We start from the raw sequence: 25,631 nt of genomic DNA on the forward strand, positions 1-25,631 counted from the left end.
CCATGTCGATCGTGCTGAGCACCCCGGCCGTCGCTGAGCTGCCCGAGGTCGTGGACGCGCTGCGCGGGTGGCAGCGCGACCGCGCCCCGTGGCAGCTCCACCCGGGTGACGTGGGCTGGTTCTGGCGCGCCGGCGCTGCGCGGACGGCCGAGGCCCTGCGCACCTGGCGCCGCGCCGGGCGGCTCGTCGCCGTCGGTCTTCTCGACGGCCCCACACTGCTGCGCCTCACCACGTCGCCCGACACCCGTCGCGACGACGGCCTGGCCCAGCGGCTCTTCGCCGACGTCACCTCGCCTCATCGGGGCGTCCTCCCCGCGGGCCGCGTCAACCTGGAGGTCCCCGCCGACGCCCTGCTCCACGGCCTGCTCGCCGACGCCGGCTGGCCGCTCGACGAGCCGTGGACCCCGCTTCGCCGCGACCTTTCGGCCCCGATGGAGGCCCCCGGTGTGCGCTTCGAGATCGTCGGCCCGTCGCAAGCGACCGCGCGTGCCGCCGTCCAACGCGCCGCCTTCACCGCGTCGACGTTCACCGCCGATACCTGGCACACGATGGCCGCGGGCGCCCCCTACGCCGACGCCCGTTGCCTCCTCGCCGCCGACCCCCACGGGACCCCGGTCGCCGCCATCACGGTCTGGTCGGCCGGCCCCGGTCGCCCCGGCCTCATCGAACCCCTCGGCGTCCACCGCGACCACCGCCACCAGGGCTACGGTCGCGCGATCACCGTCGCCGCGGCCGCCACCCTCCGGTCGCTGGGGTCGTCGAGCGCCCTCGTCTATACGCTGAGCTCCAACACGGGCGCGGTGGCCACCTACCGGTCCGCGGGCTTCGAGGCCCTGCCCGAAATCCACGACCGCTACCGCCCCGCCTAGCTCGGCGACGTCTCGCTCACCTCACCCGCGGGCAGATCGACCATCGTCCGCAACGGCGACAAGACGAGCGGCACCGCGGCCAGCAGCATCCCGCCGCCCGCCACCCACAGCATCGGCCGCAACCCGATCCCCGTCGCGAGCACGCCCGCAAGCAGGCTGCCGACCGGCGCGGCGCCCCAGTAGAGGAAGTTCATCGTCGCGTTCATGCGGCCGAGCAGGTGATCCGGGCACAGCGTCTGCTGGAAGCTCACCTGCACGACGATCACGATGATCACGCACGTGCTCGTGAACAGCCCCGCCACCACGTACCACGCCAGCTGCCACCCGGGCCCGGTCAGCGGGACCAGCAGGTACGCCAGCCCCTCCACCACGGCGACCGTCACCAGTAACCTCGCCGCGCCGACCTTCCTGCTCAGCCGTCTGGCCAGCACCGACCCCAGCAACGCCCCCACCAGGCCGAGGCTCCCCAGCAGCCCCACCGCCCCGGCGGACAGCCCGATCACCCGCACCAGGAACAGCGTCGAAATCGCCAGGTACGCGCTCGAGAACAACGCCGACACCATGTTGTTCAACGCGATCGCCCGCAACACCGGATGACGCAGCACCAGCCGCAACCCCTCCCGGATCTGCTCCCGCAACGCCGCTTCCCGCTGTTCAGGCCCGACGACCTCCCGCACCCGCACCGTCCTCAACCACGCTGCCGACCACAGATAACTGACCGCATCCACCAAAACGGCCACCGGCGCCGCCAGCCACTACACGAGCAGCCCACCCAGCCCGGGCCCCACCAACGCCGCCGCGGACGTGCTGAACTTCAGCTTCGCGTTCCCCTCGATCAAATCCGCTTTCGCCACCAGCCTCGGCAGAAACGACTGGTGCGCCACATCGAAAAACACCGTCAACACCCCCGCGACGAAAACCGCCGCGTACACCTGCCAGATCGTCAACGCCCCGAACACCGCGGCCACCGGAATCGACCCCAGCGCCACCGCCCGCCCCAGATCCGCACCCACCAGCACCGGCCGATTCCGCACCCGGTCACACCACGCCCCCGCCTGCAGTCCGATGAGTAAGTACGCCAACGTCTGCAGCGTCCGCAGCACCGAAACCTCGAACGTCGTGGCGTGCAGCGTGATCACGACCAGCAGCGAGATCGCGGTGCCACTCACCCTTGTGCCGACTTGGCTGATCGCGTCGGCCAGCCAAAAATGCCGGAAATCGCGATGTCGGAACAGTCCACCCATTTTCTGTTTCGCCACGCTCGACACCGAATGATCTTACCGTGCCGAGCATTGCAATTGCCAGGCTTGACAATCAGCGGTTCTACCTGGCTGGGTTGATTATGTGGCGGTTATCGTCGGAAACAATGGTTCGCGCCCTTCTTGGTTTCCTCTGACGTAGAGACGAGCACTGCATTCTTCCGAAAACGCACCCCATCCCGGCCGACGGTTGAACCGTCGATGATCGTTGCGAAGTGAGCACGAGGGCACTAGCGAGCCGTCTGACGTCGGAAGACCCCAACTGCCGAGGCTGACCTGTCCGAAGCAAGCCGATTACTCGACTACCGTGAACGCTGGGTTTCGCGCGGACAGCACCTTCCAGCAGATGGCCACGAAAGTTGACACGAGGAGCCATGGGGACCAGTCCTGATGTCGACAAGTCGCTCACTCTCGAGCAGATCGAAAACAGTCACTGGGGCAACCCACCGGCCGATGCAACCCGGCTGGTCGAAACCGTCTACGAGCTGCGGCAGAAGCCAATCGGTGCCATGGACACCGAAGACCTTCGCGTGCTGCTGCTTCAGCAGGAAAGCGTTGACGTCCTGATGCCCCTTGCCCTGTCCCGCCTCGACCAGCGCCCACTCTCCGAAGGCGACTTCTACCGTGGCGACCTGCTCGTGGCTGTCCTGAAGATCCCACAGCCGTACTGGCAGCAGCACCCCGACCAACATCGTCGTGCGTCGGCCGTGATCGGAGCAGTCGAAGCCTTGGGCAACCTTGACGACCACGACGCACCACGCGACACCATCTGGCACCAGATCGACGAGTTCCGTCGCGCCGAAAGCGACCCACGAGACACTCGGGCAGAACACGCCACGAAGACAGGTCGTTCGACTCAATCAGAGCTCTGACCTGCGGAAAGTGGTGGGCCGCCAGGGGCTCGAACCCTGGACCCGAAGATTAAAAGTCTCCTGCTCTACCAACTGAGCTAGCGGCCCGCGGGGTCAGTTTAGCGGGCGGTCGCCGTCTCATCAGCAGGGTGGGCCTTGATCCTCGTCACCTTGTGGGTGGGGTGGGGGATCCACAGTGGACAGGGGCTCACCGGGCCCGGTCGTAGACCATGGCCATCTCGCCGAGGGCGCCGGTTTCCTGCAGGGAGAGCTGCCACTTGGTGGCGGGCAGGCCGTCGTCGAAGAGGCGTTGGCCGGCGCCGGCGATTTCGGGGGTGAGCATGAGGTAGAGGCGGTCCAGGAGGTCGGCTTGGAGGAGGGCCTTGATCACGGTGGTGCTGTTGTTGACCAGGATGTCGCCCTCGCCGCTGGCCTTCAGGTCGGTGATGACGTCGGCGACGGGGGCGTTGGCGATGCGCGCGTGGGGCCACGGGGCCTCGGTGAGCGTGGTCGACAGGATGACCTTTTCCGTGTCCACCAGCCACTTCGCGTAGCCGCGGTCGCGGGGGTCGGCGTCCTCGTTGTCGATGACGGTCGGCCAGAAGCCCAGGAAGCCTTCGGCGTTCACGCGGCCGAGGACGGCCGTGGTGGCGCCCTCGTGGAGGCGGGCGAGGTGGTTGCGGGCGACCTCCGTCATGGCGTACGGGACGATCGCGGCGAGGTCGCCGGGGCCGCCCGCGCCGTTGTAGCGGCCGTCGAGGGTGATGCTGATGTTGGCGGAAACCGTGCGGGTCATTTCTGTGCTCCCAGGGTGTCGGTCTTGATGGTGTCCATGAGGTTGTCGAGGACCTGGCCCCAGCCGGTCGCGATGCCGGCGATGTGCGGCGCCGCCTCGACCGTCGTGTCGGTGATGCGCAGCCCGAGCCGCAGGTGGGTGCCTTCGGCGACTTCGTCGAGCTCCAGGTCGTACTCGGTCGTGAACGACGCGTCGCCCAGCACGGCCAGGTCGAACACGAGCCGCTCGTTCTCGGTGGCTTCCCGCACCTGGCCCTCGGACCGGTAGCTGGCCTCGGCGTCGCGGAACTCCGCCACGGCCGCGCCACACGGCACCGGGTCGAGCACGACCTCGACCACCGAGAACGCCGGCGGCGCCCACCAGCCGGCCAGCTTCGCCGGCTCCACCCAGTACCGCCACACCACGTCCGGCGGCCCGGGCACCAGGCGCTCGAACGAGAACTCCCGCCCGTCCGCCCACTTGTCCCGATCCGCGGCCGCCGTCTCGGCCTCGACGGCCGCCCGGTACCGCTCGAGCACGTCTCGCTCGCCGGCGTGCGCCTCGACCTTGCCGAGGATGACCTCCAGCCGATCCGTGAACGCCCTCAGCGGCACGGCGTCGACCGCGTACACCCGCCTCTGCCCGAGCGGCGTCACGGACACCAGCCCGACCTTCGCGAGTGCCTGCAGGTGCTTCGTCGTCTGCGGCTGACGCAGCCCCGTGAGCTCCGCAAGCTCCCCCACGGACCTCGGCCGCCCCGCCAGCAACTCGACGATGCGCCACCGCGCCCCGTCACCCAAAGCTGCTGCGATCTCGTTCATGCGGAGAAGTATTCCTCGGCAAGAATATTCTTGTCAAGGAATATACGTAACCAGACCTCTGACCTGTAGGTTCACCAAGAAAAATCAGCCGACAGAAGCCTGTGGAGCCCGAAGACTCAGCCTTCCGACCCCTTCACCCGAGCCGCCTCCCGGCGCACCTCAGCCTGCGTGGCGCGTTCCCGCTCCAGCCACTCCGGCTCCGCGGCCTTGATCTCGTCGATCTGGGCCGTCGTCAGCGGCTCGGTGAGGCCCGCGCGCGAAAGGCCGCCGATGGAGATGCCCAGCTTCGCCGCCACCACGGGGCGCGGGTGGGGGCCGTTGCGGCGCAGGTCGCGGAGCCATTCGGGCGGGTCGGTCTGCAGGGCGTTGAGCTCGTCGCGCGACACGGCGCCCTCCTGGAACGACGAGGGGGTCGCCTCCAGGTACACGCCGAGCTTCTTCGCGGCGGTGGCGGGCTTCATCGTCTGAGGGGTCTTGCGCGAGGTCATGGGGCCCAGGGTAACCACCGTCGGTAACCTGGCCTGCGTGACCGGCCCGGACGCACCGCCCTCGTTCACGCTCGGCTACGTCCCGGGCGTGACGCCCGGCAAGTGGGTCCGCACCTGGCAGGAGCGCCTGCCGAAGGTGCCGCTGATCCTCAACACGATCGACCCACCCGAAGCGACCCAGAAGATCCACGATCGAGAAGTCGACGCCGCGCTCCTGCGCCTGCCCATCGACCGCACCGGGCTGCACGCGATCCCGCTCTACATCGAGACCACCGTGGTCGTCGTGCCGAAGGACCACGTCGTCGCGGCCGCCGACGAGGTCACGCTCGCGGACCTGGCCGACGAGCTCTTCCTCCACCCCCACGACGACACCCTCGACTGGCCCCACCCGCCCGGCAAGCTCGCCGAGCACCGGCCCGAGACCACGGCCGACGCGATCGAGCTCGTCGCTGCCGGCGTCGGGCTGCTCGTGGTGCCTCAGTCGCTCGCCCGGCTGCACCACCGCCGCGACCTCACCTACCGGCCTCTCGCCGACGTCCCGGAATCCCAGGTCGCGTTGTCCTGGCTCGAAGACGAGACCACGGACCTGATGGAACAGTTCATCGGCGTCGTCCGCGGCCGCACCGTCAACAGCACCCGCGGAAAAGCGCCGGAACCCAAACAACCCAAGGCCAAAGCCAAAACCAAGAACCCCAAGAAACCCCAACAGCCTCCCAAGCGCGGCAAACCCCGCCGCCGCGGCTGACCCCGCCTCGGCCATTCGGCCGAACCTCACCCGCGAACCCCAGCCGAACGGCCAGCCCACCCCGGCCGTTCAGATGATCAACAAAAACGCCGTTCCCAGCAGGCTCGGACTCCGGATCAAGCACACCGGAGCACGAGGTGACTGGGGACATGCTGCAAGACCAACCCGCCAAGCGAAAACTGCTCTTCGCTGCCGCCGCAGCGGTGATCGTCGGGGGAGTGCTCGCCGTCGTCGGCAGCTTCGGCCCCGTCGACCTGCAGGTCTACCGCTTCGGCGCCGACGCGGTCCTCCACGGCGGGGACCTCTACGGACAGCTCCCCGCCACCACCGCCGGCACCGCTCTGCCCTTCATCTACCCACCGTTCGCGGCCGTCGTCTTCACGGTCATGACGCTCCCGCCGCTCGCCGTCTCGGCAGTGCTGATGGACCTCGTCTCCGTCGTCGCCCTCTGGGTCACGCTCTACGCGACCGTCCGCCGCGTGAAACCGAGCCTCAACGCCGTGCTCCCGGCCACCGCGCTCACCGTCGCCGCGCTGGCCTTCGAGCCCGTCCGTTCCACGCTCTCCTTCGGGCAGATCAACCTCGTCCTGATGGCCCTCGTCGCCGTCGACATCCTCATGCCCCACCCGCGCCGGCCCCGCGGCATCGGCGTCGGCATCGCGGCCGCCATCAAGGTCACCCCCGCGGGTTTCCTCCTGTTCTTCCTGCTCACCAAGGACTTCCGCTCCGCCCGCAATGCCCTGATCGCCGGCGCCGCGGCCACCGCCCTCGGTTTCCTGGTCGCCCCGGCCGCCTCCGCGAAGTACTTCTTCCACGGCGGCCTCACCGGCGCGGCCGGCCTCAGCGGCTCGCCCTACGCCACCAACCAGACCATCGAAGGCGCGCTCCACCGCCTCAACCTGCCGCCGCTGGCGTACGACGTGCTCTGGCTCGGCATCTCCGCTTTCGTCATCGCGGCCGCCGTGGCCGTGATGCGCCGCGTCGACCCGCCGCTCGCCTTCGTCGTCAACGCGACGGCCGTCCTCGTCCTCTCGCCGATTTCCTGGTCCCACCACTGGGTCTGGGTCGCCCCGGCGCTGATCATCCTGGCCACCCGCGTCCGCACCACCCGCCAAGGCGCGGCCCTCGCCGCCGGCGCGCTCGTGTTCATCGCCGCGCCCCACGCCTTCCTGCCCAACAGCGACATGCGCGAACTCGCCTGGACACCCTGGCAGCACGTCGTCGGCGACTCCTACCTCCTGCTCGCCCTCGGCTTCCTCACCTGGCTGCTGGTCGTCACGCAACCGGCCGCGGTCCGCCTCGAAGAACCGGCGCAAACCGCCACCGGACGCTTTTCCCCACTCACCGAACAGAATTCATAATCGCGACCGCCGAAACAGAACAATTTCCCTCCCCGTCGAGTGACCGCGCCAAACAATCGGTCACCCCGCCGCGAGCCCGCCAGGGCTGAGTCGGTGAACGCACTGCTCTGTTCGGGGGAATTGCCACGCACAACGTCCGGGCCGCGCGAAAGGTCCCGCGGTGCGCCGTGATCACACGCAGCGTCACATCGGGAAACGCGAAGAGTGGCGACAGGCCGGAAATCCCTCGTCAAACCACTGCCGTGAGGCCCTATTAGCACCTCGCCAGGGCACTGGTGCTCGCAGCCTGGATGTGATGGCGCTAATATCCGGGTCCCGTCATCCAGGCATGGGGGAGCGGCGCCACCGGCGGGAAGCGAAAACCGCGCTTTTGCCGAAAGCCGTGAACCAGCGAAGAGCCCGAACAACGAGCCAGAACGACGAACCGGAACAGCAAGCAACACCACCAACCCGGCGCACGGCCTGCCACCAACCGGACGCGAGGACTTGAAGCCATGTCGGAACAACTGCCCGCCCGCCACGCGCAGCAGCGCGGGCGCGCCGTCCCGGCCGCGGTCGCGGTCCCGGTGACGGCGGTCGTCGCCGGTGCGCTGTGGGCGTGGGTGACGCTGGAGGTGCCCGAGCAGAACCGGGTGCTCGTCGCGGTCGTCGCGGCCGTCACCTGGGTCGCCCTCGTCGTCGCCGTCTACCTCGCCACGCGCGGGTCGTCGGCGCTCACCGAGATCGAGGAGCGCGCCCGCCACGCCGAGCATCGGGCCGAGGTCGAGGCCCGGCACACGACGGCCGTGAACCTCGAGCTCTCCATGATGGTCGACCAGATCCTGCCGGCCGTCGCCAACCGCCTGCGCGACGGCACGAGCGCCGCCGACGTCTACAACTCCACGCAGCTGCCGGAAGACCCGTTCCAGAACCGGATCATGCGCCTGTTCATCGACGAGGTCGCCCAGGGCGAACGCCGCCGCGCCGCCGCCACGGCCGCGTGCGCGAACGCCGCCGGCCGCGTGCAGGCGCTGTCCACCAGCATCCTCGCCGACCTGCGCGAGATGGAGAACCACTGCCCCGAGGACATGCTCGGCGAGGTCCTCAAGGTCGACCACAGCACCGCCCAGGCCGGCCGCCTCGCCGACTCCATCGCGGTGCTCACGGGCGCGCGCTCGGGCCGCCGCTGGGCGAAGCCGATCCGCATGGAGAGCATCCTGCGCGGCGCCATGGGCCGCATCGGCGCGTACACGCGAGTCCGCATCCACTCCACCAGCGGCAGCGCCATTGCTGGTTACGCCGCCGAGGACGTGATGCACGCGCTGGCCGAGCTGATGGACAACGCCACCAAGTTCTCCGCCCCCTCCGAAGAGGTCCACGTCTACGTCGAGGACCTCCACAACGGCGCCGTGATCACCATCGAGGACGGCGGCCTCGGCATGAAGCCGCAGGCGCTCATGCGAGCCGAGCTCGCCGTGGCGCAGAACGAAAAGCTCGACCTCACCACGATCTCCGGCACGCGCCTCGGTCTCGCCGTCGTCGGCCAGCTCGCCCGCAAGCACCAGCTGCACGTGTTCTTCCGCCCGTCCTCGCGCGGCGGCACGGGCGTGGTCCTGCGCATCCCCAACCACCTGATCACGCAGCCGCGCACCGACCCGTTCTCGGACCCGGTCCTGGACACGCCGTCGCGCCGCGAAGCGGTGGTCAGCGCCGTGCGCGTCGAGGAACGCGAGTCCACGCGCGGCACGCTGGAGCCCGCGCTCAGCGAGTCGGGCGGCCTGCCGAAGCGCCCACGCGGGCAGACGCTCGCGGCGTCGCGCCAGCTGGCGCCGAGCCCCGGCCCGCGGCCGACCAACCGCAGCCACGGCGACAGCGGCGCCCGGTTCGGCGCGTTCCAGCAGAGCCGCACCCGCAGGGTCGCCACCAGTCCGGCCGAGTCGCAGGCGGACGCCGATGACAACGACTGAGCCCCTGCCGCACCGGAACCCCCAGATTGGAGTGAGGGGGCGCGCGTTTTCCGCCCCCGGATCCTCGATGACCCAGAACACGAACCTCGAATGGCTCCTGGAGAACCTCGTCGGCAACACGCCGGGAGCCGTCCACGCGCTGGTGCTGTCGAAGGACGGCCTCAAGCTTTGCCACACCGCCGGCCTCAGCGTCGACAAGGCCGACCAGCTGGCCGCGATCGCCGCGGGCGTGCAGGCGCTCTCACACGGCGCGTCGGCCGAGTTCGGTGACGGCAGCGGCGGCATCCGCAACTCGATGACCGAGTTCCACGGCGGCATCCTGTTCATCGTCGAGGCCGGCATCGGCGCGCACCTCGCGGTGATCGCCGCCGAAGACGCCGACGTCGGCCTGATCGGCCACAACATGGACGAGCTGGTCGAGCAGATCGGCGCGTTCCTGACCGCCGCTCCGCGCTACGCGCAGGCCGGTCCGACGGCATGATCCGCCGCGCTGTCGAGGAAGAGGACCCCGACCGCCTCTACACGCTCACCGGCGGGCGCAGCCGCACCGACGACATCGAGCTCGACCTCGTCACGATCATCGTCGCCGAGTCGGCGCCGTCGGCCGGGATGCAGTCCGAGCAGGTGCGGATCCTGCGGATCACCCTGCACCCGACGTCGGTCGTCGAGCTCTCCTCGGAGCTCTCGCTGCCGGTGAGCGTCGTGAAGATCCTGGTCACGGATCTGCTCGACAGCGGCAAGGTCTCGGCCCGCCACCCCTCGTCGGCGCTGCAGCGCGCGTCCATCCCCGACTCCGAATTCCTCAAGAAGGTGCTCGTTGGACTCCGCAATCTCTGAACGCACCCCTCGCGCCCCGCTGGCCGCCACCGCCGCCGACGGGCTGAAGATCGTGATCGTCGGGGGCTTCGGCGTCGGCAAGACCACGATGGTCCGGTCGGTCAGCGAGATCCGGCCGCTGAGCACCGAGGAGACGATGACGCAGGCCGGTGTCGGTATCGACCAGGGCCTGCAGGGCAAGACCACGACCACGGTCGCGTTCGACTTCGGCCGCATCAGCCTCGACGAGCGCATGGTGCTGTACTTGTTCGGCGCGCCCGGCCAGGAGCGCTTCTGGTTCCTGTGGGACCGGCTGTTCTCCGGCACGCTCGGCGCGGTGGTCCTCGTGGACACCCGCCGCCTGGCCGACTCGTGGTACGCGATCGACCGGCTGGAGCACCACGGCACGCCGTTCATCGTGGCGCGCAACAACTTCGAGCCGCCGGCCCACGATCTCGACCAGGTCCGCGACGCGCTGGACCTCTCACCCGACGTGCCCCTGATCGACTGCGACGCGCGCCGCCGCGACTCGTCCAAGCAGGTGCTGATCTCGCTCGTCGACCACCTCTACTCGTTGTCCACCGCCCGGGAGAACCAGCCGTGACCGAACACCGGCCTGAAGTGTCCACAGAGGACTTCATCAAGCTCTACGGCGCGCAGTTCCAGGAAGATCCGGCCACCCTGTACGGGCGGATCCGCCAGGAGTACGGCGGTGTCGCCCCGGTGCTGCTCGACGGCGACGTCCCCGCGTGGCTGGTCTGCGGCTACCGCGAGGTGCACCAGGTCACCAGCGACTCCCAGCTGTTCGCCCGCGACACGCGCCGCTGGAACCAGTGGGAGAACGTGCCGGCCGACTGGCCGCTGCTGCCCTACGTGGCGCACAACCCGTCGGTGATGTTCACCGAGGCGCTGGAGCACCGCCGCCGCGCCGGCGCGATCGGCGACGCACTGTCCGCAGTGGACCAGTTCGACCTGCGCGCGCACTGCGAGCAGATCGCCGACCGGCTGATCGACACGTTCGCCGGCGCCGGCGAGGCCGATCTCATCAGGCAGTTCGCGATGCAGATCCCCTTGCTGGCCATCGCGAAGATGTACGGCATGCCCGAGGCCGAGACCCCGGCGCTGGTGCGCGACGTCGCGATCTCCCTCGACGTCGGCCCCGACGCGATCCCGGCGTACGGCCGCGTGCAGGAGGCGATGGGCCGGCTGCTGGCGCTCAAGCACCGGCAGCCCGGCCACGACGTTCCTTCGCACATGGCCCAGAACCCCGCGGGGCTCACCGACGCCGAGATCGTGCAGGACCTGCTGGTGGTCACGGCCGCCGCGCAGCAGCCGACGGCCAACTGGATCGGCAACACCATCCGGCTGATGCTCACCGACGACCGCTTCGCGATGACGCTCTCGGGCGGGCGCGGCAGTGTCGGCGAGGCCCTCAACGAGGTCCTCTGGCACGACACGCCCACCCAGAACTTCATCGGGCGCTTCGCCACGCGCGACACACAGCTCGGCGGCCGCCGCATCCGCACCGGCGACCTGCTCGTGCTCGGCCTCGCCGCCGCGAACGCCGACCCGCACGTGCGCCCCGACCTCGCCGGCGGCGCCGTCGGGAACCACGCGCACATGTCGTTCGGCCACGGCGAACACGGCTGCCCGCACCCCGCACCCGAGGTCGCGGAGGTCATCGCCCGCACGACCGTCGAGGTGCTGCTCGACCGGCTGCCCGACCTGTCGCTGTCGGTTCCGGACGAGTCGCTGAAGTGGCAGCGGTCGATGTGGATGCGCGGGCTGGAGTCGCTGCCCGTCACGTTCACGCCGACGTACGTCGCGAGCCACGTCGCCAGCTGGGGCTGATCAGTTGGGCGTGAACCGCACCGGCAACGCCGACGGCCCGCGCGTGAACACCCCCGCTTCGTGGGTGTCCGCGTTGTCGGCGAGCCGCACGTTCGGCATCGCGTCGAGCAGCTGCGCCACGCCGACCTCGATCTCCGTCTTCGCCAGCAGCGCGCCGACGCAGAAGTGCCGGCCCAGCGCGAACGACAGGTGGTTCGCGGCCGCGGAGAACGCGGTCTCCGTCGGAAGGTCCGTGCGGAAGATGTCGAACTCGTTCGGGTTCCCGAACCGTCGCGGGTCGCGGTTGGCCGCACCGATCAGGCAGGTCACGGTGCTGCCGGCCGGCACGCGCTCGCCCGAGATCTCGATGTCCTCGGCGGGCTGGCGCATGATCATGTGCACCGGCGGCGTGTAGCGCAGCGTTTCCGCGAACGCCTTCGGGATCAGTCCGTGGTCGGCTTGCACGGCCGCGAGCTGCTCCGGATTTTCCAGCAGGTTCTTGAACACGCTGGCGATCGCCTTGTCGGTGGTCTCCCCGCCGGCGGCGAGCAGCAGGCTGCAGAACGCCTTGATGTCCTCGTCGCTCATCCGCGTGCCGTCGACCTCGGCCGAGCAGAGCGTGGAAAGCAGGTCGTCGCCGAGGTTTTCGCGGCGGGCCCGGATGATCGGGATCAGGTACTCCGCCAGCTCCTCGCGCGTGCGCACGCCGGCCGCGGCGACGTCGGGGTCCTGGCTGAGGTTGCCGAGGAAGCCGATGATCGCGGTGTACCAGTGCTGGAACCGCTCGTGGTCGCTCTGGTCCAGACCAAGCATGTCCACGATCACGTTGATCGGGAAGTGGCGCGCGTAGTCCTGCACCAGGTCGGCTTCGCCGCGGCCGCGGAAGCTGTCGATGAGCTGACGGGAGTTCCGCTCGATCACCGGTCGGAACTTCTGCTCCAGCTCGTTGCCGCGGAACGCCGGCACCACCAGCGCCCGCCGGATCGAGTGCTCGCGCCCGCTCATCTGCAGGATCGTGCGCCCGTGCGCGGGCTCCAGCTGCCAGCTGTAGTTGTCCGTGGTGAACACCGGCTCCCGAAACGCCCTGGCGACGTCGTCGTAGCGGGAAACGATGTAGCTCTGCATACCTTCATGCCAGACGATGGGCTCGTCTTCCAACATGATGTCGTACGCGGAATACGGGTCGGCTGCGAATTCGGCGGAAAGGATGTCCGGCGCGTGACGTGCCGTGGTCATGGAGCTCCCTCGCTCTGGCGGTGGAACATCCACGTTATCGACGGACGTTGCGTGTGCGGGGAAAATTCAGGCCATTGGAGCAGACCACTGCTCCAGGTGGATTACCGGCCGAACACTGTCCGGTGTCGGCGCGTAGTGATCGGGGACCGCGCGTCACTCACTAGAGTTTTTCCGGTCATCGGGATTACCGAACCGGGAATTACCGGACCGGACGCCTTCAGCCCCTCGGCGCGATCGAATCCCACGTGCTCAGCAGCTGATCGGCGTCCATCACCGCGCCGAAGTACTTGTCGATGTTCATCAGCGCGGCGTCGTGCTCGGCTTGGGTGAAAGCCGCGCAGCAGTCGCCCATGAACGCGATGTGGTAATCGAGCATGTAACCGTGCCGCGCGGTCGATTCCACGCAGACGTTCGTGCTCACGCCGGCCATCACCAGCGTCTCGGCCCGCAGCGTGCGCAGCACCGAGTCCAGCCGCGTGTTCACGAATCCGCTGTACCGGTGCTTCAGCACCACGGTTTCCCCTGGCAGCGGCGCCACCTCGAACGGCTCCGCGCCCCACGTCCCCGCCCGGCAGACCACCCCCGAACGGCCGCCGGACCGCGCGGTCAACGCCGCCGAGTCGGTCGCCTTCTCGTGCGCCGTCTGCACGAACACGACCGGCACCCCGTGCGCCCGCGCCCCGGCCAGCAGCGCCTGCAGCCGGGGGACCATCTCCTTGGCCGCGCTCACGTCCTCACCACGCCGGGCACACGCGCCGTCGGGGTGGCAGTAGTCGTTCTGCACGTCCACCACCACGACGGCCGCCTTGGCGGGGTTCAGCTTTTCCTCGTCGAATCGCACAGTCGCCACCTCGGTCGAGCCACTTCGGGAGCCGCTTCGGGAGTCGGGAACCTACCGGCCGGACCACACCCCCACCAGGAGGGTTTCCACTGGCTGAAAATCAACCGGCCGGGGCCAGCTCCGCCAGCGCTTCCCGCAGCTTCCCCGTCACCTCGACCGGCCGCCGCGACTCCCGGTCCACGAAGACGTGCACGAACTGCCCCTCCGCCACCAGCACCTCGGCGGCGGTGTACATCCCGATCTCGTACCGCACGCTCGACCGCCCGAGGTGCGCCACCCGCAGCCCGACCCGCAACGACCCCGGGAACGACACCGAAGCGTGGTACTGGCACCGCGACTCCACGCACAGCCCGATCACCTCGCCGGCTTCGATGTCCAGCCCGCCGCGGTCGATCAGCCACGTGTTGATGACCGTGTCCATCAACGAGTAGTGCACCACGTTGTTCACGTGGCCGTAGACGTCATTGTCCTTCCACCGCAAGGGAACCGTCTGCCAGAACGGGTAACTCACCACAGCTGCACCGAGGATCGCAGGATCCCGGCCAGGTCGGCCTCGGAAGCCTCCCGCGGCGCCGTCGCCAGCAACCGCTGCTGCTTCAGCGTCCCGGAGACCAGCGAGTCCACATCGGACTCGGCATACCCCACCGCACCGATGCCGGCGGGAATCCCGATCTCCCGCATGAGGTTCACCAGCACCGCCGGCAGGTGGTCCTCGAAGTCCCCGGCCCACTCGAAGTCCGGCGCCAGCAACCGCGCCACCCGCAGGTGGCGCTCCGGTGCGGCGGAGAACGTGAACCGGAACGCCTCCGGCGCCGTCAGCGACACCGCCATCCCGTGCGGCACCATCGCCTCGTCGCCCGGGTAGCCGTCCGGGTGGAACTCCCGCACCTGCCCCGCGATCGGGTACGCGTTGGCGTGCGGGATGTGCACCCCGGCGTTGCCGAACCCCAGCCCCGCGAAGGTGGCCGCCAGGGCCATCGCCTCACGCGCCTCCAGGTCCGAACCGTCGCGCACCGCCCGGGGCAACGCCCACGACAGCAACGACAACGACTTCTCCGCGAACATGTCCGCCAACGGGTTCGACCCGCAGTACGGCACCCGCTGCTCGGGCTTCTTCCGGTCGAACGACGTGTACGGCTTCGCCGTGTAGCTCTCCGCCGCGTGACAGAGGATGTCCATCCCGGACGCGGCGGTCACCCCGGCCGGCTGCGTCACCGTCAGCCGCGGGTCCACGACCGCCAGCGTCGGCCGCAGCCGCAGGTGGCTGATGCCGCTCTTCACCCGCAGTGACAACACATCGAGCACACACACCGTCGTGCTCTCCGACCCGGTCCCCGTCGTGGTCGGCACCGCCACGAGCGGCTTCAACGGGTTCGACGGCGCCCGCCCGCCACCCACCGGCGCGTTGACGTAGTCCATCAGCGAGCCCTCGTTGGACGTCAGCAGGTTCGCCGCCTTCGCCGTGTCGATGCTCGACCCGCCACCCACGGCGACGAACGCGTCGTACGGCCCGCTCCCGCGCGCGAAGTCCACGGCCTTCTGCATGCTCACGTCCGTCGGCTCCACGTGGACGCCGTCGAAGATCTCCGTCGCGATCCCGTACGACTCGATCCCCGAGGCGATCCGCGTCGGCCACCCCGTCTCGGCGACGGTCGGATCCGTGACCACGAGTACCCGGCGAACGCCGTACTGCGTGAGGTCGTAACCGATCTCGTCGCTGGATCCCGTGCCGTACTTCAACGCGGGGGCGCCATACGTGAAAACGGTTTCATGCTCGGGGGACGTCAAGGCCGTGGTCCTCGCTTCCTGCCAGCGGGCGGTCAAAGCGGACATTCGTCCCATTTTCGCAGTCATTACCCGAAGATCACTTGACTGCGGTGAACCGTGCCGCCCTAAGCTCTCCTCATTAGATACCAATTGGGAGCGACCGTCGCCCAGACGGCCGTGCGCATCCTGACCGAGGCCCAGGTCCGCCGGGTGTACGCGGTCGTCGGCGAAGCGTTCCTGGAGCTGCTCGACGCGTTGCAGCGCGAACGCGAAGTGACACTCGTCTCCGCGCGCCACGATTCGGGCGCCGCGTTCATGGCCGAAGCCGAGGGCAAGCTCACCGAACGGCCCGCCGTGCTGCTCGCGAGCCGCGGCCCGGGTGCCGCGAACCTCGCCATCGGGGTGCAGACGGCGTACCAGGACGAGACGCCGATGGTCGTCCTCCTCGAGACGCCGGCGCTCGACCGCACGATCACCGGCGAGCTGCCGACGTCCGACCTCACGGCGATGTTCGAGTCCATCGCGAAGTGGTGCGTGCGCGCCGAAGACCCCGACGCGGTGCCGGGCTTGCTCGCCGAAGCGCTCACGCGCTGTCGCGAAGGTCGTCCGGGACCGGTCGTGCTCGGCGTGCCCAGCGACGCGTGGGGAGTGCCGTACGACTCGGCCAAGCCGGTGGCCAAGGTGCGCCCGCCGGTCACGGGCACGCTGGGCCGTTCGGCCGAAGCCGTCGCCGGGCTCGTCGACGAGGCCCGCTACCCGGTGGTCGTCGTCGGCGGCCGCGCGCGTTCGGCGCGCGACGAGCTGATCGCCGTCGCCGACGAGCTCGCCCTGCCCGTCTACAACGCCTTCCGCCGCCAGGACGCCTTCCCCGAGACGCACGCGCGTTACGCCGGCCACCTCGGCCTCGGCATCCCCGCGCGTCAACTCGACGCCCTCGAACGCGCCGACCTCGTGCTCGCCCTCGGCACCCAGCTCGACGAGGTGACCACCCAGGGTTACCGCTACCCGACGGCCCAGCAGACGCTCGTGCTGGTCGGCACCGGTATCGACGAGCAGCGTCGCCGCGGCCTCACCTTCCGCGTCGACTCCGAGGTCGAGCCGTTCCTGCGTGAGCTGCGCACGATCGCGACGCCGCGCACGCGTCGGGCATCGGCGGCCAACGCCGCCGTGCACACCTTCATGACCCCGCCCGACACGAGCGGCAACACGCGCGTGCACCCCGTCGACGTGATCCGCGCCCTGCGCAAGCTCGCGCCCGAGGACACGATCGTCACGAGTGACGCGGGCAACTTCGCGCAGTTCATGCACCGCTACTGGTGCTTCACCGCACCGCGCAGCCAGCTCGGCCCGAGCAACGCGGCCATGGGCTACGCCGTGCCCGCCGCCATCGCGGCCAAGCTCGCCGAACCGCGCCGCGCCGTCGTCGCGATGGTCGGCGACGCCGGCACCCTCATGACGGGCCAGGAGATCGAGACCGCCGTCCGCTACCGCGCGCCCGTGATGGTGGTCGTGTTTCAGAACGGCGTCCACGGGGCATTGGCCATGCACCAGGCCCGTGCACACGGGCGGCTCTCGGGCGTCACGATTCCGCTCACGGACTTCGCGTCGTGGGCGCGCGGGCTCGGCGCTGCCGGGTACACGGTGGACGATCGCGAAGAGCTCGAAGCGATCGTCGCGAGTGCGTTGGTGCGCCAGCGTCCGTGTGTGATCGATGTGAGGACGGACCCGGACGTCGTAACGCCGGACGTCCGCCTGAGCACTTTGCTGAGCGCGGTTCGCCCGCAATCGCCCGGGCAGTGATTTTCCTCCGGCGCGCAACGGGAAACGCCGGGAAAGTTCAGTGGCCGCAGGGGGGTGGCTCCGGTAGCCTGGCGGTGTTCCCAGGGGTTCGCGGGAGAACCGGGATCCGGCAGAGTCACATGCACGGTCATATCGGGACGCGCCGCGCACACGGATCAGCTTCCGTGGCGCGAGGGTTACCGATTCAGTGGTCTGGTCCGGACGGGAACAGCCGGTTTCTGTCGGTGCCGGATGACATCATCACGGCATCGCCCGCTGGGAGGCGGGTGGGAACGAGGGGAGTTCAACATGGCCGACGAAAAGACCACGGTTTCGCGTGGTTCGTCAGCCCGCACCGCCGCGGCGCGCGCCGCCGGGGCGCGCACGGCGACGGAGCAGGTCCGCGAGACCTCGGGTGTCGTGCCGGTGCTGTTCAGCGCCGTCGCGGAGGCCCACGACGTGGCCGTCGTGGTCGGTGACCAGGACGCCGGCTGGCGTTCGCCGTTCGGAGGCGGTCTGCGTCCGGCGAGTGGCGAATAGCTCACCCCGGCCCGGCTCCGGCCTGGTCACGAGGGTGAGCGCGGGTGACTCGGGTTGTCCCTGTGCCACGAGCTGTGCTTTACTTTAGATGGTCTCGATTTTTGTGAGTCACGCTCGCAGATTTCAGCGGGCGTAGTGTCTCCTCACTCGAGGAAGCAAACCGCCCGGGTTTGACCCGGGATGCTGATGTGGCTTCCCGTTTGGTGTTATGTATGGAGATATTTAATGACTCAGGGCACTGTGAAGTGGTTCAACTCCGAGAAGGGGTTCGGCTTCATCACCCCCGACAACGGTGGCGGCGACGTCTTCGTTCACTACAGCGAGATCCAGGGTAGCGGCTTCAAGAGCCTCGAAGAGAACGCTCGCGTGGAGTTCGAGATCGGCCAGGGCCAGAAGGGCCCGCAGGCCACGTCGGTCACCGTCATCTGACCTAGACCTTCGTGAAGGGGCCGTCACCCACGCTACGGGTGGCGGCCCTTTTCGTATGTCAACGCTGTCGTAAGTCAGCGCCGCCGTCTTGTCGGCGCTGACTTACACCATACCGTTGCGCGCTTGGGGTTGTCCCACGATCTGGTTTCCCTTGCCGGACAACGACTTCCGTGCCTCCGGCTCACCCCGCTATCACCCGATCGTGTCCGACGTGGACCTCGTAGGCTGCGCGCCATGATCGAGAACGGCTACACCGTCTCCGGGATGTCCTGCGGCCACTGTGCACAGTCGGTCACCGAGGAAATCACCGAACTTCCGGGCGTCGAAAGCGTCGAGGTCGACGTCGAAACCGGCCGCGTCGTCGTGCGCAGCGCCGAAGAGCTCAGCGAGGACGCCGTCCGCGGTGCCGTCGAAGAAGCGGGTTACACCTACGAAGGCACCGCGGCACTCGTCTAGCCGATCGGAATCAGCCGATCAGAGCACGGCGTCCGCGAGCCGCTTGACGTCGGCCACGTCGTCGGTGCCCGGGTTGAAGATCAGCTCGTCCACGCCGAGGTCGGCGAACGACGTCATGGTCGCCTTCAGCTTTTCGGGCGTCCCGCACAGGCCGGACACGGCGAGCTCGGTGAATTCGCCCGCGCCGGCGTAGTAGTCGCCGACGTTCGCCCGGCCCTGGTCGGGGTCGCCGAGCGCGAAGTAGGCCAGCGCCACCAGGTAGGGCTCACCGGCGCGGCCGGAGTCCTTCCACGCGGCGCGGGCCTGCTAGAAGTGCCCGGCCACGAACTGCGCCGGGGCCGAGCCGCCGACGTAACCCTGGCCCCACTTGGCCATACGCGCGAACGACGCCGGCGCCATGCCGCCGAAGAGCATCGGCACCTCGCGGGTCCCGGCCGGCACGCCCGGGTTGTCACCGCCACCGACCGGCTGTCCTGTCCACATCGAACGGTACGTCTCGAGGTCGCGGTCGATGCGCGCCCCGAGGCCCTTGGTGCCGAGTCCGTCCACGACGAAGTCGTCCGGGCGGATGCCGATCCCGAAGCCGACGGTCAGCCGGCCGCCGGAAACGCCGTCGATGGCGGCGAGTTCCTTCGCCAGCAACGGCGCCGGCCACACCGTCGCCAGCAGGACACCGCTCATGAGCCCGATCGACTTGGTCGCGCCCGCCGCCGCGGCCAGTGCCACCGTGTCCATCACGCCGGGGTAGGCGATCCGGCCGACGGTGGCCAGCGACGAGAATCCCGCCTCCTCGGCCTGCGCCGCCCATTCGGGGATGACCTGCGGGCGGACGTCGCGCACCTGGTTCGGGATTCCGACACCGATCTTCATGCTCACCGCTTTCCGGGTAAGGGATTTACCGGTCGGTCTAACACGATCGACCCGTTTGCCGGGCCGCGTCACCTGATCGGCGCGCGTCCTGCCGCGCGGGGTGCCCCTTCATCCCCTGCCTCGGCTGGGTGATTCCCCCGGCCGAAGTACTGGGCCGTCCGGGTGAGCATTCGAGCTGCAACCCTCCGCAACCCTTCCCCTATCCCGCTTCACACGGTCTGCTGAACCGGCACAAGCAGGACAAGGAGATCTGTGGTGGGCCCAGGTGTGGCGGGCATCGTTGCCAACCCGGCGTCGGGGCGGGACATCCGACGGCTGGTGGCGCAGGCGTCCGTGTTCCCGACGGCCGAGAAGGCCAACATGGTCCAGCGCGTGCTGGCCTCGCTGGCCATCACGGGCGTGGGGAGAACGCTCGTTTCCACGGACCTCGGTGGCATTTCCGCGGCTGTTCTCCGGCAGCTCGGACGCCATCCGCTGCCGGGTGTCGAGTTCTGCGACAAAGACCCGCTCACGGGCACCGCGGAGGACACGATGAACGCCGTCCGCCGCATGGTCGACGCGGGCGCCGGCGTGATCGTGTGCCTCGGCGGCGACGGCACGGCCCGGGTCGCCGCGAAGGCGTGCGGCGAGGTGCCGCTGCTCGCGCTGTCCACCGGCACCAACAACGCCTTCCCGCAGATGCGCGAAGCCACCGTCGCGGGTCTCGCCGCCGGCTTCATCGCGAGCGGTCAGATCGACCCCGACCTGGTCACCCACCGCGTGAGCAAGCTCGAAGTCGTCACCAAGGCGCGCCGCGAGATCGCCCTGGTGGACGTCGCCGTGACCCTGAGCAAGCACGTCGGCGCGAAGGCGCTGTGGGATCCCGCGTCGCTCACCGAGCTCTACTGCACCTTCGCCGAGCCCGACGGCATCGGCCTGTCCAGCATCGCGGGCCAGCTCTGCCCGAGCCCGCGGTCCAGCGCCGACGGCGTCGCCCTCAAGCTCGGGCCCGTCGGCGTCACCCCGCACGTGGTCCACGCGCCCATCGCCCCCGGCCTGGTGAAAGCCGTCGGCGTGCGCGGCTGGGGCGTGCTCCAGCAGGGCATGCGCGTGGACCTCGCCGCCGGCGGTGGCGTGATCGCCGTCGACGGAGAGCGCGAGCTCGAACTCAAGCCAGGGGAGAGCGCGTACGTCGAGCTCCGGTCCGATGGGCCGTGGTGCGTCGACGTCCGCGCGGTGATGGCCGAAGCGGCCAGACGGGGGTTGTTGCGCACCACGTCCGCGAACGAACCGAATAAGGAGCGTCGACGATGACGGAAACCTTGCTGGAGGCTTATCGCACCATGCGCACGATCCGCGCGTTCGAGGAACGCGTGCACGAGGAGTTCGCCAGCGGCGACATCCCCGGCTTCGTCCACCTCTACGCCGGCGAGGAGGCCTCGGCCGCCGGCGTCTGCCGCCATCTCGACCGCCGCGACACCATCGCCAGCACCCACCGCGGCCACGGCCACTGCATCGCCAAGGGCGTGGACGTGAAGGCCATGATGGCCGAGATCTACGGCCGCACCACGGGATCTTGTCACGGCAAGGGCGGCTCGATGCACATCGCCGACCTGTCGAAGGGCATGCTCGGCGCCAACGGCATCGTCGGCGGCGGCCCACCGCTCATCTGCGGCACCGCGCTCGCCGCGAAGCAGCAGGGGACCGGTGGCGTCGGCGTCGCCTTCTTCGGCGACGGCGCCAGCAACCAGGGCACCACGCTCGAAGCCCTCAACCTCGCGTCCGTCTGGAACCTGCCCGCGCTCTTCGTCGCCGAGAACAACGGCTACGCCGAAGCCACGTCCAGCACCTGGTCGGTGGCCTCGGACAACATCGCCGACCGCGCCGCGGGCTTCGGCATGCCGGGCGTGATCGTCGACGGCTACGACTTCTTCGCCGTCACCGAAGCCGCCGGCGAGGCCATCGACCGCGCCCGCAACGGCGGCGGTCCCACGCTCCTGGAAGTGAAGTTCACGCGCTACTTCGGCCACTTCGAAGGCGACCAGCAGAGCTACCGCGCCGACGAGGTCGCAAACGCCCGCGAAAACCTCGACTGCCTCAAGCGCTTCCGCACGCGCGTCGTCGAAAGCGGCGAGCTGTCCGCGGAAAGCCTCGACGAGGTCGACACCGAAGTCGCGAAACTCGTCGAAGAAGCCGTGGCGGAAGCCAAAGCCGCACCGAAACCCACCCGAGCCGACTTGGAGACCGACGTCTACGTCTCGTACTGAAGGGAGCGCGAGTCATGGCACGCACGATCAGCTACCGCGAAGCGATCAACGAGGCCCTCGCGCAGGAGATGCAGCGCGACGAGTCGGTGATCGTGATGGGCGAGGACAACGCCGGCGGCGCGGGCAGCCCCGGCGAGGACGACGCGTGGGGCGGCGTTCTCGGCGTCACCAAAGGGCTTTTCCACCAGTTCCCCGGCCGGGTGCTCGACACGCCGATCTCCGAATCGGCCTTCATCGGCGCGGCCATCGGCGCCGCGACGGCCGGCCAGCGGCCCGTGGCCGAGCTGATGTTCATCGACTTCATGGGCGTCTGCTTCGACCAGATCTTCAACCAGGCAGCCAAGTTCCGCTACATGTTCGGCGGCAACGCGCGCACGCCCGTGGTGATCCGCACGATGTACGGCGCGGGCCTGCGGGCGGCCGCCCAGCATTCCCAGTGCCTGTACCCGATCTTCACGCACATCCCGGGTCTGAAGGTCGTGGTGCCCTCCAGCCCGTACGAGGCCAAGGGGCTTCTCATCCAGTCCATTCGCGACGACGACCCGGTGATCTTCTGCGAGCACAAGGCTCTTTACGACACCACCGGCGAAGTCCCCGAAGACAGCTACACGATTCCGTTCGGCGAAGCCAATGTCCTGCGCGACGGCGGTGATATCACCATCGTCGCGATCGGCCGCATGGTCGGTGTCGCCGAGGAAGCCGCGCACGAGCTGTTCGAAAGCGGCATCGAGGCCGAGGTGATCGACCCGCGCACGACCAGTCCCCTCGACACCGAGACGATCCTCGAAAGCGTCGAGAACACCGGCCGGCTCGTGATCGTCGACGAGGCTTCCCCGCGCTGCAACCTCGCCACGGACATTTCCGCGCTCGTGGCCCGTGAAGGGTTCGCGTCGCTGCGGGCGCCGATCGAGATGGTCACGCCGCCGCACACGCCCGTGCCCTTCTCCGACGCGCTCGAAGACCTCTACATCCCGGGCCCCCAGCAGGTGGTCAACGCGGCGAAAGCCGTGGTCGGCTGGACCCGCTGATGGCCGACATCCAGCGTGTCACCATGCCCAAGTGGGGCTTGTCGATGAAGACGGGCCGCATCACCGACTGGCTCGCCACCGAAGGCGACGAGATCACCGAGGGTGACGATCTCGTCGACATCGACACCGACAAGATCACCGGCACGCTGGAGTCCCCGGGCTCCGGCGTGCTGCGCCGGGTGATCGCGCCGGCGGGGGAGGACGTGCCCGTCGGCGCCACGATCGCCCTGGTCGCGCCCGCCTCCGTCGCCGACGCCGAGGTCGACGAAGCCGCCGAGGTCGCGTTGCGGGAGCTGGCCGAAGGCGTGGTCGAGGAGGCGGCTGGACCGGTCACCGGCACCGTCGAGGTCGACGGCCGCAAGCTCAGCTATGCCACGCTCGGTGACGGTGGTGGTGCGGACGGCGAGGTTGTCGTCCTCGTCCACGGCTACGGCGGCGACAAGAACTCCTGGCTCTTCGTCCAGGAGCCGCTCGCTGACGGCCGCACCGTCCATGCCCTCGACCTCCCCGGTCACGGTGAGTCCACCAAGGACGTCGGCGACGGCTCGCTCACCACCCTCGCCAACGCCGTCCTCGGCTTCCTGGAAACACTCAATGTCACCCGAGCGCACCTCGTCGGCCACTCGCTCGGCGGCGCCGTCGTCGTGGCCGCCGCCGCGGCGCAACCCGCGAAGGTCTCTTCGCTGACGCTGGTGGCCCCGGCGGGCTTCGGCGACCGCATCAACGCGGGTTACCTGCGCGGGTTCGCCACCGCCACGTCGAGGCGAGAGCTGAAACCGCACCTGGGTGCCCTCTTCGCCGACCCGGACCTGGTCACGCGCCGTCTCGCCGACGACCTCCTCAAGTACAAACGCCTCGACGGCGTCGACCGCGTCCTGGAGAAGCTCCTCACCACCCTGCTCGAAGACGACGACACCCCGGGTCTGCACGTCGCCCCGCTCCTGGCGCAGTACGGCGGCCCGGTCACCGTGGTCTGGGGCAGTGAAGACGCCGTGCTCCCAGCCGAAAACGCCGCCGGTCTCCCGGACGTCCACCGCGTCGAAGGCGCCGGTCACCTGGTGCACTTGGAGAAACCGTCGGCTGTGGTCGAAGCCGTGGTCGAGGTTGCCGGGGGAGCGACGGAGGGATCGTCACGGCCGTGATCGGCCCTGGACCGCCCGTCTGATCGGCCCTGGATCGGCCCGAGATCGACGCCGTTACGCCCTTGATCGACTCTGTCGGTGAAGTCACCGCCTCTTCCGATCACGGCCCGCTCACCGGCACACTGGCGCCGGAAGCCGGGTGAGGAGCACCCCAATGTGGCGTTGGGTGCGTTGGGGGAGTCGGACGAGGAGCGGTGGTTGGGCCAGCAGCACCTCGAGGCAGCGTTGCCGGTCGGGGTCGACCCCCGGCGGCACGCGCGCGCTCTCGCCCGCGTCCACGAGGCAGCCATCGCCGGCGAAGAGCTGCCCAGTGCGCCGCGGTCGGTGATCAGCGAGTCCTGGTCGCGGGTGCAGGCGCTCGGCGTCGATCCGGACCGTGGCGCGTCGTCGCCGGTGCTCGACGTCGCCGAGCTCGAAGAACGCCGCCGCGAAAGCGGACTCGCGCCCCTGCTGCCGATCCTGCGCGGCGGCCTGCTGAGCTTGGCCGATCAGGCCGCGCACATCATGGTGATCGTCGACGCCGCCGGCCACGTCCTCTGGCGCGACGGCTCCGTCCCGGTCCGCCGCCGCGCCGACCGCCTCGGGTTCGTGGAGGGCGTCGACTGGCAGGAAGAAGCCGTCGGCACCAACGCAATCGGCACGGCGCTCGTCGCCCGGCGGCCGGTGCAGGTCTACTCCGCCGAGCACTACGTCCGCGCCCAGCACGACTGGACCTGTGCCGCCGCCCCGCTGCACGATCCCCGCGACGGCCGGCTCCTCGGCGTCGTCGACCTCTCCGGCCCCGCCTCGACGGTCCACGCCACCACCCTCGCCCTCGTCGACGCCGTCGGCCGCCTCGCCGAGTCCCAGCTGCGCACCTCGCACCTGACCGACCTCGAACGCCTGCGCGGCATCGCGGTTCCCTTGCTGGCCAAGGTTTCCGGCCGCGCGCTGGTCACCGATCCACACGGCTGGATCGCCGCCGCCACCGGCTTGGCGCCCGCCGGCCGGCTGCCGCTGCCCGCGTCCGTGGGGCCGGGTCCGCTGTGGCTGCCGGCCCACGGCCACTGCGTGGTCGAACCACTGCCCGGCGGCTGGCTCATCCGCCTGGCCGACTCCGAAGCCGCGCCACCGACCCGGGTTTCCCTGGACCTGCGCGTCCCCGGCGAACCGATGCTCACGGTCTACGGCGCCACGAGCGAATGGACCCACCGCGTCTCCCCGCGTCACGCACAGCTCCTGCACGCCCTCGCCGCCCACCGAAACGGCTGCAGCGCCTCACAATTGTCGTCCGTCTTGTTCGGCGACGCGACGCGCACGGTCACCGTCCGCGCCGAGGTTTCGCGGCTGCGGCGGATCGTCGGCGGGATCATCGTGGGGCGGCCGTACCGGTTCGCCGACAACCTCGAAGTCGTCGTGCACGGACCTGACGGATCTGCTGTAGCGGGCTAGTTTTGGCCTGCGAAGCAGTGGCACGCGCGGGTTGCCCCGCGTACGCGCAACCACCATTGGTGTGAGTGATCTTTCTTGCCCGCGTGGCAAGCGGCGATGGTGTGC

27 protein-coding genes, 1 tRNA gene and 1 pseudogene are annotated in these 25,631 nt (G+C 69.5%); 18 read left to right on the forward strand and 11 right to left on the reverse strand.

The features are described from left to right. Positions 1–2 precede the first annotated feature (2 nt). On the forward strand, positions 3–869 hold the full coding sequence (locus tag AB0878_RS07835) for a GNAT family N-acetyltransferase (protein ID WP_366577587.1): 867 nt from the start codon (positions 3–5) through the stop codon (positions 867–869). Here the strand turns inward: AB0878_RS07835 and AB0878_RS07840 are convergent. Then, positions 866–2,113, reverse strand: a pseudogene (locus AB0878_RS07840) (MFS transporter). The gene AB0878_RS07835 and the pseudogene AB0878_RS07840 overlap by 4 nt on opposite strands. Before the next feature lie 389 nt (positions 2,114–2,502). Between AB0878_RS07840 and AB0878_RS07845 the strand changes: the two are divergent. Next, positions 2,503–3,000, forward strand: a complete 498-nt coding sequence (locus AB0878_RS07845) for a contact-dependent growth inhibition system immunity protein (RefSeq protein WP_366577589.1) — start codon at positions 2,503–2,505, stop codon at positions 2,998–3,000. An 11-nt stretch (positions 3,001–3,011) separates the two neighbouring features. Here AB0878_RS07845 and AB0878_RS07850 read toward each other — a convergent pair. From AB0878_RS07850 to AB0878_RS07865, 4 genes are all read right to left on the reverse strand, one after another. Beyond that, positions 3,012–3,087 (reverse strand) — tRNA-Lys (locus tag AB0878_RS07850). 100 nt (positions 3,088–3,187) lie between these two features. After that, positions 3,188–3,775, reverse strand: a complete 588-nt coding sequence (locus tag AB0878_RS07855; protein WP_366577591.1) for a dihydrofolate reductase family protein — start codon at positions 3,773–3,775, stop codon at positions 3,188–3,190. After that, positions 3,772–4,575 carry a metalloregulator ArsR/SmtB family transcription factor gene (locus AB0878_RS07860; protein WP_366577593.1) on the reverse strand — a complete coding sequence of 268 codons (804 nt, stop codon included), beginning with the start codon at positions 4,573–4,575 and terminating at the stop codon, positions 3,772–3,774. The genes AB0878_RS07855 and AB0878_RS07860 overlap by 4 nt, the downstream gene beginning before the upstream one ends. Before the next feature lie 116 nt (positions 4,576–4,691). Next, positions 4,692–5,063: a DUF5997 family protein gene (locus tag AB0878_RS07865; protein ID WP_366577595.1), complete on the reverse strand. Its 372-nt coding sequence runs from the start codon at positions 5,061–5,063 to the stop codon at positions 4,692–4,694. Positions 5,064–5,100: 37 nt separating this feature from the next. Between AB0878_RS07865 and AB0878_RS07870 the strand changes: the two genes are divergently transcribed. From AB0878_RS07870 to AB0878_RS07900, 7 genes are all read left to right on the forward strand, one after another. Beyond that, a complete protein-coding gene (locus AB0878_RS07870; RefSeq protein ID WP_366577597.1) occupies positions 5,101–5,808 on the forward strand; it encodes a LysR substrate-binding domain-containing protein in 708 nt (235 codons plus the stop codon). A gap of 149 nt (positions 5,809–5,957) precedes the next feature. Beyond that, the gene (locus tag AB0878_RS07875; protein ID WP_366577599.1) at positions 5,958–7,169 is read left to right on the forward strand and encodes a glycosyltransferase 87 family protein; all 1,212 of its coding nucleotides are present in this window, start codon (positions 5,958–5,960) and stop codon (positions 7,167–7,169) included. 494 nt (positions 7,170–7,663) lie between these two features. Next, on the forward strand, positions 7,664–9,115 hold the full coding sequence (locus AB0878_RS07880; RefSeq protein WP_366577601.1) for an ATP-binding protein: 1,452 nt from the start codon (positions 7,664–7,666) through the stop codon (positions 9,113–9,115). 67 nt (positions 9,116–9,182) lie between these two features. Beyond that, positions 9,183–9,596: a roadblock/LC7 domain-containing protein gene (locus AB0878_RS07885; RefSeq protein ID WP_366577603.1), complete on the forward strand. Its 414-nt coding sequence runs from the start codon at positions 9,183–9,185 to the stop codon at positions 9,594–9,596. Next, the gene (locus tag AB0878_RS07890; protein ID WP_366577605.1) at positions 9,593–9,952 is read left to right on the forward strand and encodes a DUF742 domain-containing protein; all 360 of its coding nucleotides are present in this window, start codon (positions 9,593–9,595) and stop codon (positions 9,950–9,952) included. The genes AB0878_RS07885 and AB0878_RS07890 overlap by 4 nt, the downstream gene beginning before the upstream one ends. Positions 9,953–10,004: 52 nt before the next feature. Next, positions 10,005–10,535: an ATP/GTP-binding protein gene (locus AB0878_RS07895; protein ID WP_366577912.1), complete on the forward strand. Its 531-nt coding sequence runs from the start codon at positions 10,005–10,007 to the stop codon at positions 10,533–10,535. Continuing rightward, positions 10,532–11,782, forward strand: coding sequence for a cytochrome P450 (locus tag AB0878_RS07900; protein WP_366577607.1), 1,251 nt, complete (start codon positions 10,532–10,534; stop codon positions 11,780–11,782). Before AB0878_RS07895 ends, AB0878_RS07900 begins: the two co-directional genes overlap by 4 nt. On the opposite strand, the gene AB0878_RS07905 is transcribed toward AB0878_RS07900, so the two are convergent. The 4 genes from AB0878_RS07905 to AB0878_RS07920 all read right to left on the reverse strand — a co-directional run bounded on the left by AB0878_RS07905 (position 11,783) and on the right by AB0878_RS07920 (position 15,626). Further along, positions 11,783–12,997, reverse strand: a complete 1,215-nt coding sequence (locus AB0878_RS07905; protein ID WP_366577609.1) for a cytochrome P450 — start codon at positions 12,995–12,997, stop codon at positions 11,783–11,785. Positions 12,998–13,214: 217 nt separating this feature from the next. Continuing rightward, positions 13,215–13,838, reverse strand: coding sequence for an isochorismatase family cysteine hydrolase (locus tag AB0878_RS07910; RefSeq protein ID WP_366577611.1), 624 nt, complete (start codon positions 13,836–13,838; stop codon positions 13,215–13,217). Positions 13,839–13,938: 100 nt separating this feature from the next. Beyond that, a complete protein-coding gene (locus AB0878_RS07915; RefSeq protein ID WP_366577613.1) occupies positions 13,939–14,352 on the reverse strand; it encodes a thioesterase family protein in 414 nt (137 codons plus the stop codon). Next, positions 14,346–15,626 carry a hydroxyacid-oxoacid transhydrogenase gene (locus AB0878_RS07920; protein WP_366577914.1) on the reverse strand — a complete coding sequence of 427 codons (1,281 nt, stop codon included), beginning with the start codon at positions 15,624–15,626 and terminating at the stop codon, positions 14,346–14,348. The genes AB0878_RS07915 and AB0878_RS07920 overlap by 7 nt, the downstream gene beginning before the upstream one ends. Positions 15,627–15,755: 129 nt before the next feature. Here AB0878_RS07920 and AB0878_RS07925 point away from each other — a divergent pair, with 129 nt between their 5' ends. The 4 genes from AB0878_RS07925 (at position 15,756) to AB0878_RS07940 (ending at position 18,809) form a co-directional block, all read left to right on the forward strand. Continuing rightward, positions 15,756–17,405 carry a thiamine pyrophosphate-dependent enzyme gene (locus tag AB0878_RS07925; RefSeq protein WP_366577615.1) on the forward strand — a complete coding sequence of 550 codons (1,650 nt, stop codon included), beginning with the start codon at positions 15,756–15,758 and terminating at the stop codon, positions 17,403–17,405. 288 nt (positions 17,406–17,693) lie between these two features. Continuing rightward, positions 17,694–17,924 carry a hypothetical protein gene (locus tag AB0878_RS07930; RefSeq protein WP_220247900.1) on the forward strand — a complete coding sequence of 77 codons (231 nt, stop codon included), beginning with the start codon at positions 17,694–17,696 and terminating at the stop codon, positions 17,922–17,924. Between the two features lie 225 nt (positions 17,925–18,149). Continuing rightward, positions 18,150–18,353 (forward strand): cold-shock protein, encoded by a 204-nt coding sequence (locus AB0878_RS07935; protein WP_086855961.1) that lies wholly within the window; start codon positions 18,150–18,152, stop codon positions 18,351–18,353. 234 nt (positions 18,354–18,587) lie between these two features. Further along, positions 18,588–18,809, forward strand: a complete 222-nt coding sequence (locus AB0878_RS07940; RefSeq protein ID WP_366577617.1) for a heavy-metal-associated domain-containing protein — start codon at positions 18,588–18,590, stop codon at positions 18,807–18,809. An 18-nt stretch (positions 18,810–18,827) separates the two neighbouring features. Here the strand turns inward: AB0878_RS07940 and AB0878_RS07945 are convergent, their stop codons facing one another. Both AB0878_RS07945 and AB0878_RS07950 read right to left on the reverse strand, forming a co-directional pair. Further along, complete coding sequence (locus tag AB0878_RS07945) at positions 18,828–19,064, reverse strand: hypothetical protein (RefSeq protein WP_366577619.1); 237 nt, start codon at positions 19,062–19,064, stop codon at positions 18,828–18,830. 51 nt (positions 19,065–19,115) lie between these two features. Then, positions 19,116–19,679, reverse strand: coding sequence for an LLM class flavin-dependent oxidoreductase (locus AB0878_RS07950; RefSeq protein WP_366577621.1), 564 nt, complete (start codon positions 19,677–19,679; stop codon positions 19,116–19,118). Positions 19,680–19,934: 255 nt separating this feature from the next. Here AB0878_RS07950 and AB0878_RS07955 point away from each other — a divergent pair, with 255 nt between their 5' ends. The 5 genes from AB0878_RS07955 to AB0878_RS07975 all read left to right on the forward strand — a co-directional run bounded on the left by AB0878_RS07955 (position 19,935) and on the right by AB0878_RS07975 (position 25,526). Beyond that, positions 19,935–20,972 (forward strand): NAD(+)/NADH kinase, encoded by a 1,038-nt coding sequence (locus tag AB0878_RS07955; RefSeq protein WP_366577623.1) that lies wholly within the window; start codon positions 19,935–19,937, stop codon positions 20,970–20,972. Beyond that, on the forward strand, positions 20,969–21,925 hold the full coding sequence (locus tag AB0878_RS07960) for a thiamine pyrophosphate-dependent dehydrogenase E1 component subunit alpha (RefSeq protein ID WP_366577625.1): 957 nt from the start codon (positions 20,969–20,971) through the stop codon (positions 21,923–21,925). The genes AB0878_RS07955 and AB0878_RS07960 overlap by 4 nt, the downstream gene beginning before the upstream one ends. Positions 21,926–21,939: 14 nt before the next feature. Beyond that, entirely contained in the window at positions 21,940–22,953 is a 1,014-nt protein-coding gene (locus AB0878_RS07965) for an alpha-ketoacid dehydrogenase subunit beta (protein ID WP_366577627.1), read from the forward strand. Beyond that, complete coding sequence (locus AB0878_RS07970) at positions 22,953–24,095, forward strand: acetoin dehydrogenase dihydrolipoyllysine-residue acetyltransferase subunit (protein ID WP_366577629.1); 1,143 nt, start codon at positions 22,953–22,955, stop codon at positions 24,093–24,095. The genes AB0878_RS07965 and AB0878_RS07970 overlap by 1 nt, the downstream gene beginning before the upstream one ends. A 198-nt stretch (positions 24,096–24,293) precedes the next feature. Beyond that, on the forward strand, positions 24,294–25,526 hold the full coding sequence (locus AB0878_RS07975) for a GAF domain-containing protein (protein WP_366577630.1): 1,233 nt from the start codon (positions 24,294–24,296) through the stop codon (positions 25,524–25,526). Positions 25,527–25,631 lie beyond the last annotated feature (105 nt).

Origin of the sequence: Amycolatopsis sp. NPDC047767 (genome assembly GCF_040704195.1) — a bacterium.
Lineage (GTDB): Bacteria > Actinomycetota > Actinomycetes > Mycobacteriales > Pseudonocardiaceae > Amycolatopsis.

Coding starts and splice junctions, on each gene's coding strand:
- AB0878_RS07950 (WP_366577621.1), bottom strand. CDS start 19,679: ATGAAGATCGGTGTCGGAATCCCGAACCAGGTGCGCGACGTCCGCCCG.
- AB0878_RS07885 (WP_366577603.1), top strand. CDS start 9,183: ATGACCCAGAACACGAACCTCGAATGGCTCCTGGAGAACCTCGTCGGC.
- AB0878_RS07890 (WP_366577605.1), top strand. CDS start 9,593: ATGATCCGCCGCGCTGTCGAGGAAGAGGACCCCGACCGCCTCTACACG.
- AB0878_RS07940 (WP_366577617.1), top strand. CDS start 18,588: ATGATCGAGAACGGCTACACCGTCTCCGGGATGTCCTGCGGCCACTGT.
- AB0878_RS07845 (WP_366577589.1), top strand. CDS start 2,503: ATGGGGACCAGTCCTGATGTCGACAAGTCGCTCACTCTCGAGCAGATC.
- AB0878_RS07905 (WP_366577609.1), bottom strand. CDS start 12,997: ATGACCACGGCACGTCACGCGCCGGACATCCTTTCCGCCGAATTCGCA.
- AB0878_RS07835 (WP_366577587.1), top strand. CDS start 3: ATGTCGATCGTGCTGAGCACCCCGGCCGTCGCTGAGCTGCCCGAGGTC.
- AB0878_RS07875 (WP_366577599.1), top strand. CDS start 5,958: ATGCTGCAAGACCAACCCGCCAAGCGAAAACTGCTCTTCGCTGCCGCC.
- AB0878_RS07860 (WP_366577593.1), bottom strand. CDS start 4,575: ATGAACGAGATCGCAGCAGCTTTGGGTGACGGGGCGCGGTGGCGCATC.
- AB0878_RS07970 (WP_366577629.1), top strand. CDS start 22,953: ATGGCCGACATCCAGCGTGTCACCATGCCCAAGTGGGGCTTGTCGATG.
- AB0878_RS07965 (WP_366577627.1), top strand. CDS start 21,940: ATGGCACGCACGATCAGCTACCGCGAAGCGATCAACGAGGCCCTCGCG.
- AB0878_RS07880 (WP_366577601.1), top strand. CDS start 7,664: ATGTCGGAACAACTGCCCGCCCGCCACGCGCAGCAGCGCGGGCGCGCC.
- AB0878_RS07930 (WP_220247900.1), top strand. CDS start 17,694: ATGGCCGACGAAAAGACCACGGTTTCGCGTGGTTCGTCAGCCCGCACC.
- AB0878_RS07855 (WP_366577591.1), bottom strand. CDS start 3,775: ATGACCCGCACGGTTTCCGCCAACATCAGCATCACCCTCGACGGCCGC.
- AB0878_RS07935 (WP_086855961.1), top strand. CDS start 18,150: ATGACTCAGGGCACTGTGAAGTGGTTCAACTCCGAGAAGGGGTTCGGC.
- AB0878_RS07960 (WP_366577625.1), top strand. CDS start 20,969: ATGACGGAAACCTTGCTGGAGGCTTATCGCACCATGCGCACGATCCGC.
- AB0878_RS07865 (WP_366577595.1), bottom strand. CDS start 5,063: ATGACCTCGCGCAAGACCCCTCAGACGATGAAGCCCGCCACCGCCGCG.